The organism is Moorena sp. SIO4A5, assembly GCF_010672005.1.
Lineage (GTDB): Bacteria > Cyanobacteriota > Cyanobacteriia > Cyanobacteriales > Coleofasciculaceae > Moorena.
The window spans coordinates 1-15,397 of sequence record NZ_JAAHHZ010000135.1 but is presented as its reverse complement, the minus strand read 5'-3'; the positions used below and the strand labels follow the sequence as shown (position 1 = coordinate 15,397).

The window sequence follows — 15,397 nt, the reverse complement described above, 5'->3', positions numbered from 1 at the left end:
AGACTTAGGAATTGCCATCCCATCATGGGGGTTAAATAAATGAATCTTCTCTGGGTCTATAGACAGCCAAATTTCCTCACCTATTCTGACAATTTTATCTGGTGGTACTCTGACCTGAAGAACGGTAGAGTCTTCGGGGATACTCACGGATAGATAAGTATCGTTACCTAGGGCTTCCACTATCTCAACCGTAACCATCAAGTTTTTGGGAGCAGGAGCACTGATACTCATATGTTCCGGACGAACTCCTAAGGTTAAGGATTGACCATCATACTGGTGCAGTATGGGTTCCCAGACCTCTGGAAGCGTCAGGCGGAACTGAGAATTGCATACTACCCGAGGGGCTTTCACCTGAACCGGGATAAAATTCATCGGTGGTGAACCAATGAATTCCGCCACAAACCGGTTAGCCGGTTGATTATATATTTCTAGAGGAGGAGCAATCTGTTGGATGCGACCGTCTTTCATCACCGCGATCCGATCCCCCATAGTCATCGCTTCCGTTTGGTCGTGGGTGACGTAGATCGTAGTTGTACCTAACTGCCGCTGTAGTTTCACAATTTGGCTGCGAGTCTCTGCCCGGAGTTTAGCATCCAAATTAGAAAGGGGTTCATCCATTAAAAAGACCTGGGGATTACGGGAAATTGCCCGTCCCAGAGCAATCCGTTGTTTTTGTCCCCCAGACAGCTGCTTTGGCAATCGATTCAGCAAGTGTTCTACTTGTAGCAACTTAGCTACTTTGCGAACCTGCTGATCAATCTTTTTCTCTCGTTCGGACAGGTATCGCAGTTCCCGAGGAAGCGATCGCGTCATTGTGGTTAACACATTTTCCAGATTCGAGCGAACTTCCCCATTCAACATGCCTGTAGCCACAAGCCCTTGCTTGATTTGGGGTGGCAGATTCTTGCCCCAATGCACACTATTAGAGTTCCCATTAGAGTCTTCTGCCATGTTCACTTGCCCATAGCCAGTTCGTCTGAGTCCAAAGGCAATGTTTTCATAGACACTCAGATGGGGATATAGGGCATAATTTTGAAACACCATAGCGATGTCTCGTTCTTTGGGTGGTAAGTCATTGACTTGTCTGTTCCCCACCCAGATTTTGCCCGCAGTCAATTCCTCTAGTCCAGCAATGATCCGCAATAGAGTACTTTTGCCACAGCCTGAAGGACCAACCAGCACCATAAACTCGCCATCGTTGACTTCCAGATTTATGCGCCGCAAGATATTAACGGTTTTAGGTGTCTGTCCAGACTTTTCTGCTTCAAGGCTTGGTGACTCTTCGTTGTTTGTCACCTTAGGTTCCGTTGTTACTGGTGCAACAACAGTATCCCCTTTGCGGGCGGGAACACTTTTAAAAACGTTTTCCAGAATAACCTGTGCCACGTTGGTCAATATCCAATTACGCTTAATTTTTTCTTTACTGTGATCGTTTCCAACTCTGATGCCGTAATTTTTCCATACTTAGGGTTACCACCCCTAACGTTACCAGAAACAATCCGATAATTTCCTGTAACCCTAAACCTTGTTGAATAATCGCCACGGCTAAGACGGTAGTTAACACTGGTGCTGTTGACCCGATAATCGAAGCTGGACGCCCACCAATGAGCCTGATGGCAAAGTTTTGCACCAGATAGCTCACTAAGGTGATTACCCCCAACCCCAGACAGCTGAAGTATAAAGCAAGTCTGTGGCTGGGTTCAACAAAAAAGCGCCAGGATTGATCTAGGGGAAATGATAAGCTCAGGCTAGAAAATACCAAAATTAATGTAAAATTAATAAAGCTATAAGGAATCGGGTTGAGCTTTCTAGCACTGACTTGGGTCAGAATAATGTAAACAGCGAAGCTCAAACCCGCACCAGCAGCAGCTATAACTCCCAATTCAGAAGAGGGCTGCTTAGCTGCAAGACTAGGCAGGGCAATCAGCAACGCTCCGCCCACAACACCAACCATGACTAGACCACGAACTAGATGTGGGCGATATAGATCGGAGGGAAATAGATGTGTGCGATTCCCAAACAGCAATCCTGTCAAGATTACCGTCACAATAGGATATATAAAAAAAATGGTGATTGCTACCCCTGGTTGAATAATACCTAATGATAGGTATATTAGCACTTGGGATAAAAATAAAAAGAAGCTACTCGCCACCATCTGGCTAAATAAAGGCAAGTCCCCCGAGTGAGCACAACGCCTAATATCTCGCCACACCGATGGGTAGAGTAACCTAGCCACAAATGCCATCAGCGGTACTACCACCAACATCTTTAGCCACAGAATCAGCAGGGAGTTGCCTAAACCAGGAGCCATCAAGCCTCCCACTTCAACATTCTGTAGACCAAAGAGCCAAGATTGATTAAAGATTACATATATAATTATATTCTGAAACGACAACATTAGGCAAGAGAGTAAGGCCAAAAGCACCCCAATGGAGATTTTCTTTGGGATTTTCTTTGACATTTTTTGCGATCGCGTCAGCTGTTGTGGGATAGCTTGATCAGCAGCACTCCTCTGTTTTGGGGATACCATAAGTTTCTTGGTGTTGGCAGGGATACTTTAGAAGCATTACAGTCAAGGGATGCTGTATGCTAGAGAGTCCCTGAAAATGAATTGATCATAAACCCATGAATACCACAATCAAGTCTGCCAGTGATTCCAACCAAGGTCTAGAATCGGTAAACACCGCTGATTCCTCTGGCACTGGCCTAACGCGATCGCAATATCAGCAAAAAATGCAGCGACGCAAGGAAATACAGGAACAACGCCTAGCTAAAGCCTCCAAACAAAAAGGTCTGATTGTGGTTCATACCGGCAACGGCAAAGGGAAGACCACAGCTGGCTTAGGCATGGTCTTGCGATCCCTTGGTCATGGCTACCGAGTTGTGATTGTACAATTTATCAAGGGTGCTTGGGAACCCGCAGAAAAAGCTGCCTTAGAGCACTGGACAGTAGCCACTGATAACAATCCCCCTCAATTAGAGTTCCATGCCATGGGCGAAGGCTTTACCTGGGAGACTCAAGATCGAGAGCGAGACATCGAAAAAGCTCAATCCGCCTGGGATGCCGCCTTAGGGTTTATCCGTAACCCTGACATTAAGCTAGTGCTATTGGATGAGATTAACATAGCCTTGAAACTCAACTATCTAACCATTGAGCAAGTTTTGGCTGGACTAGACCAAAAACCCACTGATTCCCATGTCATCTTAACCGGTAGGGGAGCACCAGCCGCCCTAATTGAAATAGCTGACCTAGTCACAGAGATGACATTAGTGAAGCATCCTTTAAAAGAGCAGGGGATTAAAGCACAACCTGGTATTGAGTTTTAATGCTGTTATCGAGGGGAGTAGGGGAGAAATTTTTGAACTATTTCTCAACGGTCTACAATCCCCAAGTTTTATGCTTTTAGGCATAGGAATAGTTTGTACACCAATAGCGTGCGTGATCCCGAAAAATTATGGTGTTTTCTGCAAATCCGGTCGCTCTTCTGGTATAATAGCGCCCTCAACTGGACAGACTTCCACGCAAATGCCACAGTCAATGCAGCTAGAAAAGTCAATCCAGTACCAGTCACTCCCCAGGGCATTTTTCCCTGGTCCTGGATGAATGCACGCCACTGGGCAACATTCAACGCAATCAGCAATTCCTTGGCAAGTATCGGTAACAATCGTGTGTGGCACAGTGTTTTCTCTAAGTGCTAGTTGGTCGGATGTGGATCTTCCTTAATTCTATAGTTAGCTAAGTTCGCCCTAGCCAACTCCAACCAATTACTTGCCATTATTCAATTAGCAGTAGCCGTTCATGGCGCGTGTCTAGACATCACGACCCCAATGAGTTCGGTTATCTCACTTCAGAATATCTATCTATTTCCTGATTATTGGGTGATTATTTTAATGGAGGGTGTGTGTGAGGCTTAATCTCGGAAGCCCCACTAAAATCCCAAGTCCAACCAATGTAATCTACTGACTCTGTCCCTATGATATTGCTATTTTTTCGTCAAAGCAAACAATTGTTGAACCTTTTCACCTTTACCGGGGTCTAAATATGTAATACAATGGAGCTATATTGAAATCATAATGACTTCGACTTAATTCCAAAGTGTCTAACCATTACTAAAGGGGATTAACCTAAACACCTTAAACCACCGACGGAAGTAGGGTTGCTGCCAGGGTAGTAGCAAACTACTACAGGAGTAAGTGCTCTGCGGAGCCAAACCTCTGGAGGCTGTGTAAGACCAATCTGTAAAGACGTTATATATAAGTATATATCAAGTATAGATACTTATATTATAGCTACAGGGGGGCAGCAGCAGATGAAACATCGAAGCCCTCAAGCCCACATCTTCGATTTGGTTGCGGGTCCAACACCAACGCCCCAAGAGTATGAGCTAAGCGTGCCTGGTAAACTTGTAGGATTACCTAAGCTGGGGAAACCCCCAGAAAAAACCTAGAAAAACTTGACTTAGTATACAGCGTCAATGTTACCGTTAAATCTCTTTCTAACGAAGGAGGTAGGTGGTTAATACCTCTTGTAATAAATGTAATGCAATCCATGGCGCAATGATCTCAACGGAAAGAGATTGTAGTTACTTGATGGAGTAAACATCCGCAACAGAATCTACTATACTGCTTGTTTTTGGAGTTACCACTCACCCATGCCCACTTCTAAGACCAAAACCAAAACTACTAAGCCGACTAAGCCGACCAAGCCGACCAAGCCTAGCTTCTCAGCAGATATGGTTCGTACCTATCTTCATGAGATCGGTCGCGTACCTCTGCTGACCCATGAGCAAGAAATTGTTTATGGTAAGCAAGTGCAGCAAATGATGGCACTCTTAGGGGAAAAAGCCACCTTGGAACAGGAGCTAGAGCGCGAACCGACAACTGAAGAGTGGGCTTCGTACATTAATAAGAGCGAAGCAGAACTGAAAAAAGCCATAGACCAAGGTACTCGAGCCAAGCGCAAGATGATTGAAGCGAATCTGCGCCTAGTAGTAGCGATCGCTAAGAAGTATCAGAAGCGCAACATGGAATTCTTGGACTTGATCCAGGAAGGTACCTTGGGCTTAGAGCGAGGGGTTGAGAAATTTGACCCAACCAGGGGCTACAAGTTTTCCACCTACGCCTATTGGTGGATTCGGCAAGCGATCACCCGTGCGATCGCTCAGCAAGCTCGTGCAATTCGGCTGCCTATCCACATTACTGAAAAGCTCAATAAAATTAAGAAAGTACAACGGGAACTATCCCAGACCCTAGGTCGCAATGCTACTCCCACCGAGATTGCTAAGGAGTTGGATCTAGAACCAGCTCAGATTCGGGAATATTTGAGCATTGCTCGTCAACCCATCTCTCTCGACGTTCGGGTGGGAGATAACCAAGACACAGAGCTGTCTGAGCTGCTAGAAGATGATGGTCTAACACCGGTTAACTACACCACTCAGGAGTCCTTGCGGCAAGACCTAAATCTGCTGTTAGCAGAACTCACCCCTCAACAGCGGGAAGTGCTAGCGCTACGCTTTGGGTTAGAGGATGGCAAAGAGCTGTCTCTGGCTAAAGTTGGTAAGCGACTTAACCTCAGTCGTGAACGGGTGCGCCAGTTAGAACATCAAGCTTTAGCACAGCTACGGCGTCGCCATGCTAATTTCCGGGAGTACATCGCTAGCTAGCTAATGGTTGACTGTCTTCCAAGCATGAGTGGTAGCCAGAAACGGTTACCACTTCTTTTTTTGTAAAGAAATGTAAAAAACCCCGAAATCTCTGTTCTTACCTTTGGAGTATTTCTATAGTCAGAGCAAAATTCACATCACTGTATAAGTTCACCTATAATTTCACAAAATTTTCACATCAAAACCGGAGAGTGAGGAGGTAAAAAACCTGGGGGAGCCATTTAAGAAGCAATTTCTACCTCAACCTGGACGAAAAATTATTCCAAGGGTTGAATAAAAGATGAGTCTGGACTCACCTATTTCAGCAAAAGGTCACTCATAGTTGCTTAAAGCTTGGGTCAACCAATAGCTGGGAGAAAGCTGATAGTCAAGCTTCAGCAAAATTTCAGGCTATGACCAGCGCCAAGTGTGACAGTTGATAAACCGATCAACAAAGGAACAAACCAAAGCATAGTTTAGGCTTAAATAGGTTTATAACCTCAAGAGTCAACATAACTCTGGTTTAAGAAAAATTAACTTTTTCTGATTGATTATGGCTTCATCAATTGACGGTCTAAACTCTCAGAATTTTTGCTTAGGGTGTCTTACAGTTTTTTTTCAAAGGGGGTAAGTATGATGCTTAACCAATTAACTGGATCGTTCTTGTCAGCACGTCAACTGCTAAATCTTAGAAAACTACCCCTAACAACGCTATTGCTAACGATAGGATTGGTAACTACCTCATCAACTATAGCAACACCAGCACCTCAACCGCCAGATCAAGCCATTGATACTACAGCTAGAGCCTACACTCAAGCAACGAGTCGAAATGCATCAATGCCTGATGATGGCATTTACCTGTATGGTGAATCCTCACAACCAGGACAGATTGGTAAAGAATATCTAGTATTTGAAGCGAATCAGGGCAACGTACTTGGTGCGGTATATATGCCTCACTCAGAATATAGCTGTTTTTACGGCACCCTAGATTCAAAACAAATGGATTTGACGGTTATTGATCCCTACAACCAAACCGCTTTGTCCCATACCATTTCCCGTCAACAGCACTCACCTATTGCTGTAGTTGGTGAACGGCTAAGTCTTGACCATCGCTATAGCGCTATTACTTATCCTTACAAAGTTGGACTAGAAGGATATCAACCCATTAGTTCTATTAGTGATAGTGACCAGGAAATTTTGAGGGTTTGCCGGGATAACTACCAAGGAAGAGTCACCGAGTGATTAATGCTCCCTAGGACTAATACTAGTTGCTAGGTAATTCAAGTTTGACTTGACCATTAACAACGTTGGATTAGGTATAAGGCTTGCTGTAGGGAGCATTAAATCAAAAATTCAATCTCTAAAATTTAAATGCTATGCTAATTAAACCATAAAATTGGAACAGTTACTCATAACCCAGCAACCAAACGATTTAGCTCCGATTGCATTTGAGTAGAAACTTGCTCGTAACAAGCATCAACATAATCTTGATCGCGAGCAGCAACACGACCATAGCGCTCAAAAACAATCGGAGGGCAAACACGAGTTGTGATGGGTATGGGCAAGGGTATATTGGGTAGAGGACCAATCGCCAATCCCCAAGGCAAACCGAGATAAATTGGGAAAACTTGTGGGTCAAGACCAAATAACCAGGGTATCCCCAACTCGTGTAGTTGTCGTGCCTGTTGATAGCAGTCACCTAAGACAATCAAGGTATCATGGGCACCATTGGATATAATCGGTACAATCGGAACCTTTTCTCGTAGTGCCAGTTTAATAAAGCCCTTACGTCCAGCTAATTGAATTTGATGACGCTGGCTATGGGGACGGAATACATCTTGGGCACCCCCTGGATAGACTAAGACACTAGCTCCCTTACGAAAAGCAGCGATCGCCATTTGGGGATGAGCCATGATTGCCCCGATCTTTGCCGCTAGCTGCGCCAGGGCTGGATAAATTTGCCAGGCATTGGAATGCATCAGACCATAAACTGGACGCTGGGTGCCAAAGCGGCGAAACCAGTCATACATCATCATCACCATATCAGGGGAAGCTAATCCACCATTGTGGGAACCAACCAACAGCACCTTACTCTCAGGAATGTGCTGCCAGCCATCAGTTTTCACCCGAAAGTAGTAGCGATAAAACCATTCCCACTGGGGCAGATAGGATTCAATTACTTCTGGATCTCGCTCTTCTAAAGACCAACCAAACCGATGCGTCAAGGCTATACTATTGAGTGAACTACAGTTCAATCCTATTCCAAAAAAACCTGAGCTAGAGGTTAAGTTGATGACTAAAAGGTCTTACCAGGGATGCGACTGTATTGGTAAGCATTCAGCCGTCAGCCGTCAGCCTTGGCCAAAGACCACGCTACGCGAATGGCTGATACGCGACACGCTGATAGCTGATAGCTGAATGCTTACCTGTATTGTTTGTTATATTGTTACTCTAGCGCTTACTGTATTAATTTCCTCTTGCTCCGGGTCTCGGTCAAAAATAAGTATATATTCCATCTCAGGCATCAGTCTGCGCAGAACTTGTAGATGAGCCTCAGCGTCAGTTCGGCGACGAAAGCGAGCGACAATAATTCGCTGCATTTTAGGAAGTGGCTTGATAATACACCATGGGCTTAGTCGATCACGGTAGGTCATAGCACCCTGCTCCATCATGTTTGATTGATTATTTTGATAAAATCGATAAATAGATTAAATCTCTTTGACTAAACCTACAGTTATAAAACTACAGTTATAGCCGTTAGAACCTTAAGCAGTTGAACACTTCAAGACAGTGCTTTTAGCGCCTCTATTTTCTACGGTGATCTGAGCACGGTTAGATCACCTTAAAAGTCTACTTGCAGTTGATCTGCTTGTAGGGATGTCCAACCCTCCGACCCTATCTATAAAAGCAGCTACGAGAGAACACTGTGTTGCCAAATTGCCGATTTAAATAAAAAAGCTTCCGTTATCTGTTAGCCATTAATATCATGTCAGGATAATTACCCTTAATAAAAATCCCCCCATCTCCCCATCTCCCCATCTCCCCATCTCCCCATCTCCCCTTAATTATGGGTATTCAACCAGACTTGATATAACCATTACCCATCCCCGATTTGCTGTTGATCATAAGCACATAGCAAATTCCTAACTACCTGGGGAATCTCCTCAAAATGCTCCAAGAGAAAATCCATCAGGGCAAGATGGCGCAAATCAATGGGCTGGGGACGGCGATAGTTGTGACCGCTGGAAAACCAGCGCTGAACGGTGGCAGTTGAGCGAGAGCAAATACTAGCGATTTGTTCGTAATTCACATCCCATTTATGATAGAATTGTCTAGGAGTCATACCAAGTTGACAGTTGCTGTAGAGTTCAATTAGATCTTGCTCTCGTTGAGTTAGAGTCCGGGGAGGGGTTCTATATTGATCATCGAAACGGTATCTCCCAGAAGGAGTTCGTAGCACATTGGGGGATTTCAAATAATTTCTAGGGCCAAGAGCCTCAGTGCAAGTCCAAGAATAGGAATCTTTATAGTTGGTTGTTACCCTACCCTTAGGATGCCGAGGTTCAATGTCTTCTTCCCAAGCTGTGTCAGCAACGATCCAAGCTGCACTAGGAGAGTCTTTGTCAAGCCAGATCAGGTAGCAAATTGCCCATTGGCTTTGATGCCTGGCGTAGGCGTAGAAGAATCCGATCACAACACCCCAGTCCATTTGACCGTTTAGAGGTCGCCACCTAATCGGTGATCCTGTTTGATAACGGGGTGTTGCTGTAGGGTTCCAAGTACCTGGGGGGTCTATTGATGGGGGCGCGATTTCTGTTTTAATGGGGTCAAACAGTATATCTGAGTCTCCCTGGCGGATCGTATTTAAATAACTGGCTATCAGTTTTCCGGTCAGATTCTGAGTTAGGTGCTGGATAAGGACGGTAGCTAGAGTTTTTAGTTCTGGTTCTTCTATATCCATTGACTCTGCATTGAAGTCAGCATCCCCGTAGCTTTTCAAATGGGACAACAGTTGTGTGATGCCGAATTCATCTAAGGCTTGCTGATAGCTAGGAGGCTGATCGCTTTTTTCTCTAACTGTTTCTACCATAGGAAACTTGCTGGTAATTACATCAATATTATACTATTATGTATATAAAAGATACGTTTTAAGTACAAATAAGGTAAAATTTTACATCAAATAACAGGTGAACTTAGAATAGAGATTATGAGCAAACGTATACAAGTAACCTTACCCGACCGGATTGCAGACGATTTACAGCGATGGGCTGATTACGATGGACGCCCTCTATCGAACCTTGCTGCTTACCTTCTAGAACGTGCTGTTACCGAGGCCAAGAAAGAAGGTGTTGAATGGGACAAAGAGTCTTGATCTCCACCAACGGTTGATTACCCCATGAGCCAGAGCGCGCTAATCGCGCTTTATTTTAATAACTAGTATGGCTCAAGTAATCGAAGCTAGAAATCTCAGCTTGTAGGGTGGCCAAAAACAGTTTTTTTTGTGAGTATTCTAGATTATATTACTTTGCCCACCCTACTTGAATTGGTATTTTTTGTAAACGCAAGTCTCTAATCGAAGCTAGAAATCTCAGTCTGTATAAATTCGATGATAAGTTTAGGTTGCAACACCTTAATAATCCTCATTAAGGCATTGCTGAATAGAGTAATCAGCAACGCCTTAAAACCAAATACTTTAGCCGCAACGTTAATCCTCTGGTAGATTTTCTCTCACCCATTTACGCCAAGCTAAAATCATGGTAGTGTCATCCTGGGTTTCTGCCTGCTGCAAAAACTGATTGATAATTTCTACAGAGAGAATCTCAAAGGTGAAATTGTCCTGACAACGAACATAGTCTCCATTTTGCAGCCGGTAAATTTCTACAGTTTGTCCTATATAACGCCAAACTTCAGGTACTCCTATCTGCTTGTAAATCCCAAATCTCCGACTGGATGAACTGGTAATATCGACTTCAATCACCAAGTCTGGTGGAGGATCATTGGCTAAATCTACTGTCCTGCCTTGAATATAGTCAACATTGCCGATGTAGTAGCAAGAGTCAGGTTCTGCACCATGCTCTAAATCCTCCCGATTCAGGGTTGTAGAAGCAAACCCTTTGACCCGAAGATTCAGTTCTTCGGTTAAGGTATTCACCATCCGTTCTAGCAGCTGCTTGTATGTCTCATGGCGATCTGAGGGCATCGTGATTTCTAGCATTCCTTGAGCATAGGCAAGACGCGAGGCTCGATGATCTCCTAAGTCTGCCAATAGCGCCTTGTACGTCTGCCAACTGACGTTTTGTAAGACAATTCTCTGGGTAGTTTTAACAGGTGAATCCTCATCTGAACTAAAAGTACTGGCCATTGATGCAGTGATTGTGGTGAAAACGCGAACGCACAAATCCTTAACAGCGACTTAATCCAATTGGTCTGGATTAATACCTAACTCACGCAGTCGCGCCGCCAAACGTTCTGCTCGTTGCTTAGCTTCTATAGCTTCGAGCTGAGCTTGTGCCAACTCCTCGCTTGCTAGAGGAATCAAATTCCCCTCAAGGGTCATCCAGCGTAACCATAATCGGGGGATATCGCGAAAACTGCCATGCCACAACCCTAAACTTAATCCCAACTCCGGCATCAGTAACCTGTCCTGATTTAGCACTGCGGGTTTGTAGTGATCACCAACTAGATGAAACCCTTGTAACTCGTTGGTGTAGCGACTAAAAATTACATAGTAAGGTACTCGCAGAATCTGCTCATAAACCTGCCACTTAGTCGGAGGTTTTCCCGGTGCGCTCACGGTTTGACCATGATCTTCATCTTCGGTGCCAGGAGACAATAACTCCACCACTACAAATGGACTGACTTGTTCTTGCCAGATGACATAACTTAAACGTAGGTCTTTGCTTTCATAAAGCCGAGGCACACCTACTACACCAAACCAATCCGGTCGCTTATACCAACCGGGATGGTTGAGATCATAGTAAAGATTGAGGTCACAAGCACTAAAGACTAACTCTGGGTTGGAGTTGGCAGGGGCAAAGGTTAACAATAATAGTAGGGGTTGAAAAAAATGAAATTCGTCAGGCAAACCAGGTTCTTTGGGATTTTCGCTGGGTAAGTCATACATTGTCGGCAAGGTTTGCCGAGGTGAAATTAGTGGCTGTGATGGATAAGGAAGAGAAGTCATAGGTATTGTCGATTGTGAATAACTCGATGTGTCTGGTGTTCGCGCAGTGTCTCCTTTGGAGAAAGGAGAAAGGAGACATCGCGGTGTTCCTCACACAGAACCGAAACCATTCGCGACTGCATTAAGACAACAACTTAATCCAATTGGTCTGGATTAATACCTAACTCACGCAGTCGCGCCGCCAAACGTTCTGCTCGTTGCTGAGCTTGTGCCAACTCCTCGCTTGCTAGAGGAATCAAATTCCCCTCAAGGGTCATCCAGCGTAACCATAATCGGGGGATATCGCGAAAACTGCCATGCCACAACCCTAAACTTAATCCCAACTCCGGCATCAGTAACCTGTCCTGATTTAGCACTGCGGGTTTGTAGTGATCACCAACTAGATGAAACCCTTGTAACTCGTTGGTGTAGCGACTAAAAATTACATAGTAAGGTACTCGCAGAATCTGCTCATAAACCTGCCACTTAGTCGGAGGTTTTCCCGGTGCGCTCACGGTTTGACCATGATCTTCATCTTCGGTGCCAGGAGACAATAACTCCACCACTACAAATGGACTGACTTGTTCTTGCCAGATGACATAACTTAAACGTAGGTCTTTGCTTTCATAAAGCCGAGGCACACCTACTACACCAAACCAATCCGGTCGCTTATACCAACCGGGATGGTTGAGATCATAGTAAAGATTGAGGTCACAAGCACTAAAGACTAACTCTGGGTTGGAGTTGGCAGGGGCAAAGGTTAACAATAATAGTAGGGGTTGAAAAAAATGAAATTCGTCAGGCAAACCAGGTTCTTTGGGATTTTCGCTGGGTAAGTCATACATTGTCGGCAAGGTTTGCCGAGGTGAAATTAGTGGCTGTGATGGATAAGGAAGAGAAGTCATAGGTATTGTCGATTGTGAATAACTCGATTTATGGTTGTGTATCTTGGTTCCAATAGGAACCTCCTGGTAATTGAGTTAAATACTGATTAATAAATAAAGGTAAATCCTTTTTTGAATAGAGGTATGTCAAGGCCAGCAAATCTTGAGTTGTTTGCCTGAGCTGAGCTCTATCTAATAGTTTTGAAAGTTGAGCTGGAGTATAGGCACCATTGAGAACCTCCACACTCGCCGTGGAAATTGCTGCCTCCAGTTCATTGTCAATCAATGACTGCCATTGATCAGCATTGATAGTATAAGATTTTTGGTTATCTTTGAGATTCAGTTTTTGGATTTCCCGAATGAAATCACGAATTGAAGCTGCCCAAGAATTTGTCAAACGCTCCTCTACTTGGTTTTTAATCAAGTTAATCAATGCCTTGTTTAAATAGGATTCAATCTGATGCACAGTTGCGCGTTTACTCATCTGTTCCAACTCATCTACAATTGCTAAGGCATCTGCGTAGCGTCCCTCTAGGATACTTATTCTGAGATCGATTAATTCCTGACTCATACCCCAGTCCTCACAGATTTATGGTTCTCTTTAGCCTATCGAAGAAACTGCACAAGTCATCTGGAACGCATATTAACTAAATAAAGTCAATAGCACGGTGCTAGGAAAATAGCTTTCAGGGCAAAAAATGGGTAACGGATGTAACCGATGGCACTATCGGGAAGATAGGGAAAGTGTGGGAAGTGTGGGAGGTGTGGGAAGTGTGGGAGGTGTGGGATTTGTGGGAGGTGTGGGGAGATGGGGACCCACCCCTAACCCCTCCCAGGAGGGGAATGGGGAGATGGGGAGAATTTTCGACGAATAGTCGGGATTTTCGGCAAATTTATCGAACCATCAGTTTTGTCACTTAGCGATGCATCGCTTCTTCGTTGTTTTCCTTTTCCTGTGCTGAGGTTAAGTCCCATGTTTTACCCAAATGTAAAAAACCTACCCCTGTGAGTCTCCCCACCCTCTCCTTAATTATGGGTATTCAACCAGACTTGATATTAGGATTGCTATAGGAGACATGAGAAATAAAGATCATGGCATATAGCGACTTTACAAGTATCTACAAAGTCCAAACGGCGTTTAACCTCCTTCTTGATGAGGGGGATACTGTATTTAAGGAAATTGCCCCGATCGAGCCGAGTGATCACTTGAAAACAACCCTTAAGGAAAATCTGCCGCTCGCGAATGCTATCAATACCGAAAAAGCTCGTTCTGAGTTAGTTATTGCTCCGGTTTTACTGGAAGTGCGCCGTCTGCTTGATTTCCAAATCGGTTTTTTTTCTGGAACTGAGTTTAATGTTGATAGAGGAACTGGATTAAATGGATACTGTGATTATATCCTTACTGCTTCTAAGGAAATCTATGAAATTCGGACACCAGTTGTCACTCTAGTGGAGGCAAAAAATGAAAATATTAAGGGGGGATTAGGACAGTGCATTGCGGAAATGGTAGCAGCTCAGAGATTTAATCAACAACAGGATCAGGATATTGATGCTATCTATGGAGCTGTGACTACTGGGACGAATTGGAAGTTTCTCAAGTTGGTGAATCAATTGGTGTTTATTGATTTGGATGACTATTATATTAAGGAAATTGATCTGATACTGGGCATATTGGCACATCCGTTTCAGCAGTATCTATGAGGCAAGAGGCAAAAGGCAAGAGGCAAGAGGCAAGAGGCAAGAGGCAAGAAAGTAGCCACTGCATCAAGACAATAGTTATGGATAAAGTTGGTTATGGGTCGGTCTGATTAAGTTAGTATTTTTGTACTAACTCGACTAACTATAAGCGATCGCAAATCAGGTTCATGTCCCAATCCATGTCCGAATCCATTTCTCAATCCCAATGGCAAGTCCTACCCCCACCTGACTTTCCTCAGTGGTTCATCGAAGCTGTCAAATCCTATACTAATGGCTCTTCGGGACATTATGCTGCTCAACTGCTGTGGCAACGGGGAATACGAGAGGAGAAACAACTGGCTGGTTTCCTCAACCCAGATTTGTATCAACCTACCAGCCCTTTTGATTTTGGACAGGAAATGAAATGGGCAGTAAAACGCCTACGGCAAGCCCGTGAGGCTGGGGAAAAGGTTGCCATATGGGGGGACTTTGATGCCGATGGCATCACGGCTACTAGTGTCCTCTGGGAAGGACTGGGACAGTTTTTCTGGGAGCACCAACAGCTAAGTTACTACATTCCCAATCGCCTGACGGAATCCCATGGTTTGAATTGTCCAGGAATTGACCAACTGCACGCTTCTGGGGTGAAACTTATCGTTACCTGCGATACTGGCAGCACGAATCTGAAGGAAATTGATTATGCTCACCAGTTGGGAATGGATGTGATTATCACTGACCACCATACTCTACCAGATGACCGTCCGCCAGTGGTTTCTATCATCAATTCCCGCTATTTTGCTGAAAGTCATCCTTTATTTCATTTGTCTGGAGTGGCGGTAGCGTATAAGTTAGTGGAAGCGATGTATCAGCGTTTACCTAATATTCCCCAACAACGGTTAGAGGGGTTGCTGGATTTGGTGGCAATTGGTCTAATTGCGGATTTAGTGGAATTATCTGGAGATTGTCGTTACCTGGCACAACGGGGAATTGAACAACTGAAGCAGCAACTGAAAACTCGCTCTCGTCCTGGT

Annotated in this window: 19 protein-coding genes; 9 read left to right on the top strand and 10 right to left on the bottom strand. The window is 44.4% G+C overall.

The features are described from left to right. Together F6K57_RS28220 and F6K57_RS28215 are read right to left on the bottom strand one after the other, a co-directional pair. Nucleotides 1–1,227: ABC transporter ATP-binding protein (locus F6K57_RS28220; RefSeq protein ID WP_364304375.1), on the bottom strand; the 1,227-nt coding region annotated here is incomplete at its 3' end. Between the two features lie 193 nt (nt 1,228–1,420). Next, the gene (locus F6K57_RS28215; protein WP_293071688.1) at nt 1,421–2,530 is read right to left on the bottom strand and encodes a DMT family transporter; all 1,110 of its coding nucleotides are present in this window, start codon (nt 2,528–2,530) and stop codon (nt 1,421–1,423) included. Between the two features lie 95 nt (nt 2,531–2,625). Between F6K57_RS28215 and cobO the strand changes: the two genes are divergently transcribed. Next, nucleotides 2,626–3,327, top strand: coding sequence for a cob(I)yrinic acid a,c-diamide adenosyltransferase (cobO, locus tag F6K57_RS28210; RefSeq protein WP_293071687.1), 702 nt, complete (start codon nt 2,626–2,628; stop codon nt 3,325–3,327). A 126-nt stretch (nt 3,328–3,453) separates the two neighbouring features. On the opposite strand, the gene F6K57_RS28205 is transcribed toward cobO, so the two are convergent. Continuing rightward, nucleotides 3,454–3,678: a ferredoxin family protein gene (locus F6K57_RS28205; RefSeq protein ID WP_083305266.1), complete on the bottom strand. Its 225-nt coding sequence runs from the start codon at nt 3,676–3,678 to the stop codon at nt 3,454–3,456. 632 nt (nt 3,679–4,310) lie between these two features. Between F6K57_RS28205 and F6K57_RS28200 the strand changes: the two genes are divergently transcribed. The 3 genes from F6K57_RS28200 to F6K57_RS28190 all read left to right on the top strand — a co-directional run bounded on the left by F6K57_RS28200 (nt 4,311) and on the right by F6K57_RS28190 (nt 6,884). Continuing rightward, nucleotides 4,311–4,448, top strand: coding sequence for a hypothetical protein (locus tag F6K57_RS28200; RefSeq protein ID WP_293071686.1), 138 nt, complete (start codon nt 4,311–4,313; stop codon nt 4,446–4,448). 204 nt (nt 4,449–4,652) lie between these two features. Beyond that, entirely contained in the window at nt 4,653–5,663 is a 1,011-nt protein-coding gene (locus F6K57_RS28195) for an RNA polymerase sigma factor, RpoD/SigA family (RefSeq protein ID WP_293021237.1), read from the top strand. Nucleotides 5,664–6,356: 693 nt separating this feature from the next. Next, nucleotides 6,357–6,884 carry a hypothetical protein gene (locus tag F6K57_RS28190; protein ID WP_293043557.1) on the top strand — a complete coding sequence of 176 codons (528 nt, stop codon included), beginning with the start codon at nt 6,357–6,359 and terminating at the stop codon, nt 6,882–6,884. 167 nt (nt 6,885–7,051) lie between these two features. Here the strand turns inward: F6K57_RS28190 and F6K57_RS28185 are convergent, their stop codons facing one another. After that, nucleotides 7,052–7,897, bottom strand: coding sequence for a lysophospholipid acyltransferase family protein (locus tag F6K57_RS28185; RefSeq protein ID WP_293071685.1), 846 nt, complete (start codon nt 7,895–7,897; stop codon nt 7,052–7,054). Between the two features lie 37 nt (nt 7,898–7,934). Here F6K57_RS28185 and F6K57_RS28180 point away from each other — a divergent pair, with 37 nt between their 5' ends. Then, nucleotides 7,935–8,060, top strand: coding sequence for a hypothetical protein (locus F6K57_RS28180; RefSeq protein ID WP_293071684.1), 126 nt, complete (start codon nt 7,935–7,937; stop codon nt 8,058–8,060). Nucleotides 8,061–8,080: 20 nt separating this feature from the next. On the opposite strand, the gene F6K57_RS28175 is transcribed toward F6K57_RS28180, so the two are convergent. Beyond that, nucleotides 8,081–8,296, bottom strand: coding sequence for a hypothetical protein (locus F6K57_RS28175; protein ID WP_293021242.1), 216 nt, complete (start codon nt 8,294–8,296; stop codon nt 8,081–8,083). 443 nt (nt 8,297–8,739) lie between these two features. Further along, nucleotides 8,740–9,732, bottom strand: coding sequence for a hypothetical protein (locus F6K57_RS28170; protein WP_293021243.1), 993 nt, complete (start codon nt 9,730–9,732; stop codon nt 8,740–8,742). Nucleotides 9,733–9,849: 117 nt separating this feature from the next. On the opposite strand from F6K57_RS28170, the gene F6K57_RS28165 reads away from it, so the two are divergent. Further along, nucleotides 9,850–10,014 carry a hypothetical protein gene (locus F6K57_RS28165; protein ID WP_083305265.1) on the top strand — a complete coding sequence of 55 codons (165 nt, stop codon included), beginning with the start codon at nt 9,850–9,852 and terminating at the stop codon, nt 10,012–10,014. Between the two features lie 333 nt (nt 10,015–10,347). On the opposite strand, the gene F6K57_RS28160 is transcribed toward F6K57_RS28165, so the two are convergent. From F6K57_RS28160 to F6K57_RS28145, 4 genes are all read right to left on the bottom strand, one after another. Next, nucleotides 10,348–11,004, bottom strand: coding sequence for a Uma2 family endonuclease (locus F6K57_RS28160; RefSeq protein WP_293021244.1), 657 nt, complete (start codon nt 11,002–11,004; stop codon nt 10,348–10,350). 51 nt (nt 11,005–11,055) lie between these two features. Beyond that, a complete protein-coding gene (locus tag F6K57_RS28155) occupies nt 11,056–11,826 on the bottom strand; it encodes a Uma2 family endonuclease (RefSeq protein ID WP_293071683.1) in 771 nt (256 codons plus the stop codon). A gap of 134 nt (nt 11,827–11,960) precedes the next feature. Beyond that, nucleotides 11,961–12,710, bottom strand: coding sequence for a Uma2 family endonuclease (locus F6K57_RS28150; protein ID WP_293071682.1), 750 nt, complete (start codon nt 12,708–12,710; stop codon nt 11,961–11,963). A 28-nt stretch (nt 12,711–12,738) separates the two neighbouring features. After that, complete coding sequence (locus tag F6K57_RS28145; RefSeq protein WP_293071681.1) at nt 12,739–13,260, bottom strand: DUF29 family protein; 522 nt, start codon at nt 13,258–13,260, stop codon at nt 12,739–12,741. A 127-nt stretch (nt 13,261–13,387) separates the two neighbouring features. On the opposite strand from F6K57_RS28145, the gene F6K57_RS28140 reads away from it, so the two are divergent. From F6K57_RS28140 to F6K57_RS28130, 3 genes are all read left to right on the top strand, one after another. Continuing rightward, on the top strand, nt 13,388–13,564 hold the full coding sequence (locus tag F6K57_RS28140) for a hypothetical protein (RefSeq protein WP_293071680.1): 177 nt from the start codon (nt 13,388–13,390) through the stop codon (nt 13,562–13,564). 217 nt (nt 13,565–13,781) lie between these two features. After that, the gene (locus tag F6K57_RS28135; RefSeq protein WP_293071679.1) at nt 13,782–14,390 is read left to right on the top strand and encodes a hypothetical protein; all 609 of its coding nucleotides are present in this window, start codon (nt 13,782–13,784) and stop codon (nt 14,388–14,390) included. A 176-nt stretch (nt 14,391–14,566) separates the two neighbouring features. Next, a partial coding sequence (locus F6K57_RS28130) for a DHH family phosphoesterase (protein WP_293071678.1) occupies nt 14,567–15,397 on the top strand: 831 nt, incomplete at its 3' end.

Bases quoted from the DNA above. Each gene is read 5' to 3' on its own strand.
- F6K57_RS28160 (WP_293021244.1), bottom strand. From the start codon at position 11,004: ATGGCCAGTACTTTTAGTTCAGATGAGGATTCACCTGTTAAAACTACC.
- F6K57_RS28155 (WP_293071683.1), bottom strand. From the start codon at position 11,826: ATGACTTCTCTTCCTTATCCATCACAGCCACTAATTTCACCTCGGCAA.
- F6K57_RS28165 (WP_083305265.1), top strand. From the start codon at position 9,850: ATGAGCAAACGTATACAAGTAACCTTACCCGACCGGATTGCAGACGAT.
- F6K57_RS28180 (WP_293071684.1), top strand. From the start codon at position 7,935: ATGACTAAAAGGTCTTACCAGGGATGCGACTGTATTGGTAAGCATTCA.
- F6K57_RS28140 (WP_293071680.1), top strand. From the start codon at position 13,388: ATGGGTAACGGATGTAACCGATGGCACTATCGGGAAGATAGGGAAAGT.
- F6K57_RS28195 (WP_293021237.1), top strand. From the start codon at position 4,653: ATGCCCACTTCTAAGACCAAAACCAAAACTACTAAGCCGACTAAGCCG.
- cobO (WP_293071687.1), top strand. From the start codon at position 2,626: ATGAATACCACAATCAAGTCTGCCAGTGATTCCAACCAAGGTCTAGAA.
- F6K57_RS28175 (WP_293021242.1), bottom strand. From the start codon at position 8,296: ATGACCTACCGTGATCGACTAAGCCCATGGTGTATTATCAAGCCACTT.
- F6K57_RS28150 (WP_293071682.1), bottom strand. From the start codon at position 12,710: ATGACTTCTCTTCCTTATCCATCACAGCCACTAATTTCACCTCGGCAA.
- F6K57_RS28145 (WP_293071681.1), bottom strand. From the start codon at position 13,260: ATGAGTCAGGAATTAATCGATCTCAGAATAAGTATCCTAGAGGGACGC.
- F6K57_RS28170 (WP_293021243.1), bottom strand. From the start codon at position 9,732: ATGGTAGAAACAGTTAGAGAAAAAAGCGATCAGCCTCCTAGCTATCAG.
- F6K57_RS28200 (WP_293071686.1), top strand. From the start codon at position 4,311: ATGAAACATCGAAGCCCTCAAGCCCACATCTTCGATTTGGTTGCGGGT.
- F6K57_RS28135 (WP_293071679.1), top strand. From the start codon at position 13,782: ATGGCATATAGCGACTTTACAAGTATCTACAAAGTCCAAACGGCGTTT.
- F6K57_RS28215 (WP_293071688.1), bottom strand. From the start codon at position 2,530: ATGGTATCCCCAAAACAGAGGAGTGCTGCTGATCAAGCTATCCCACAA.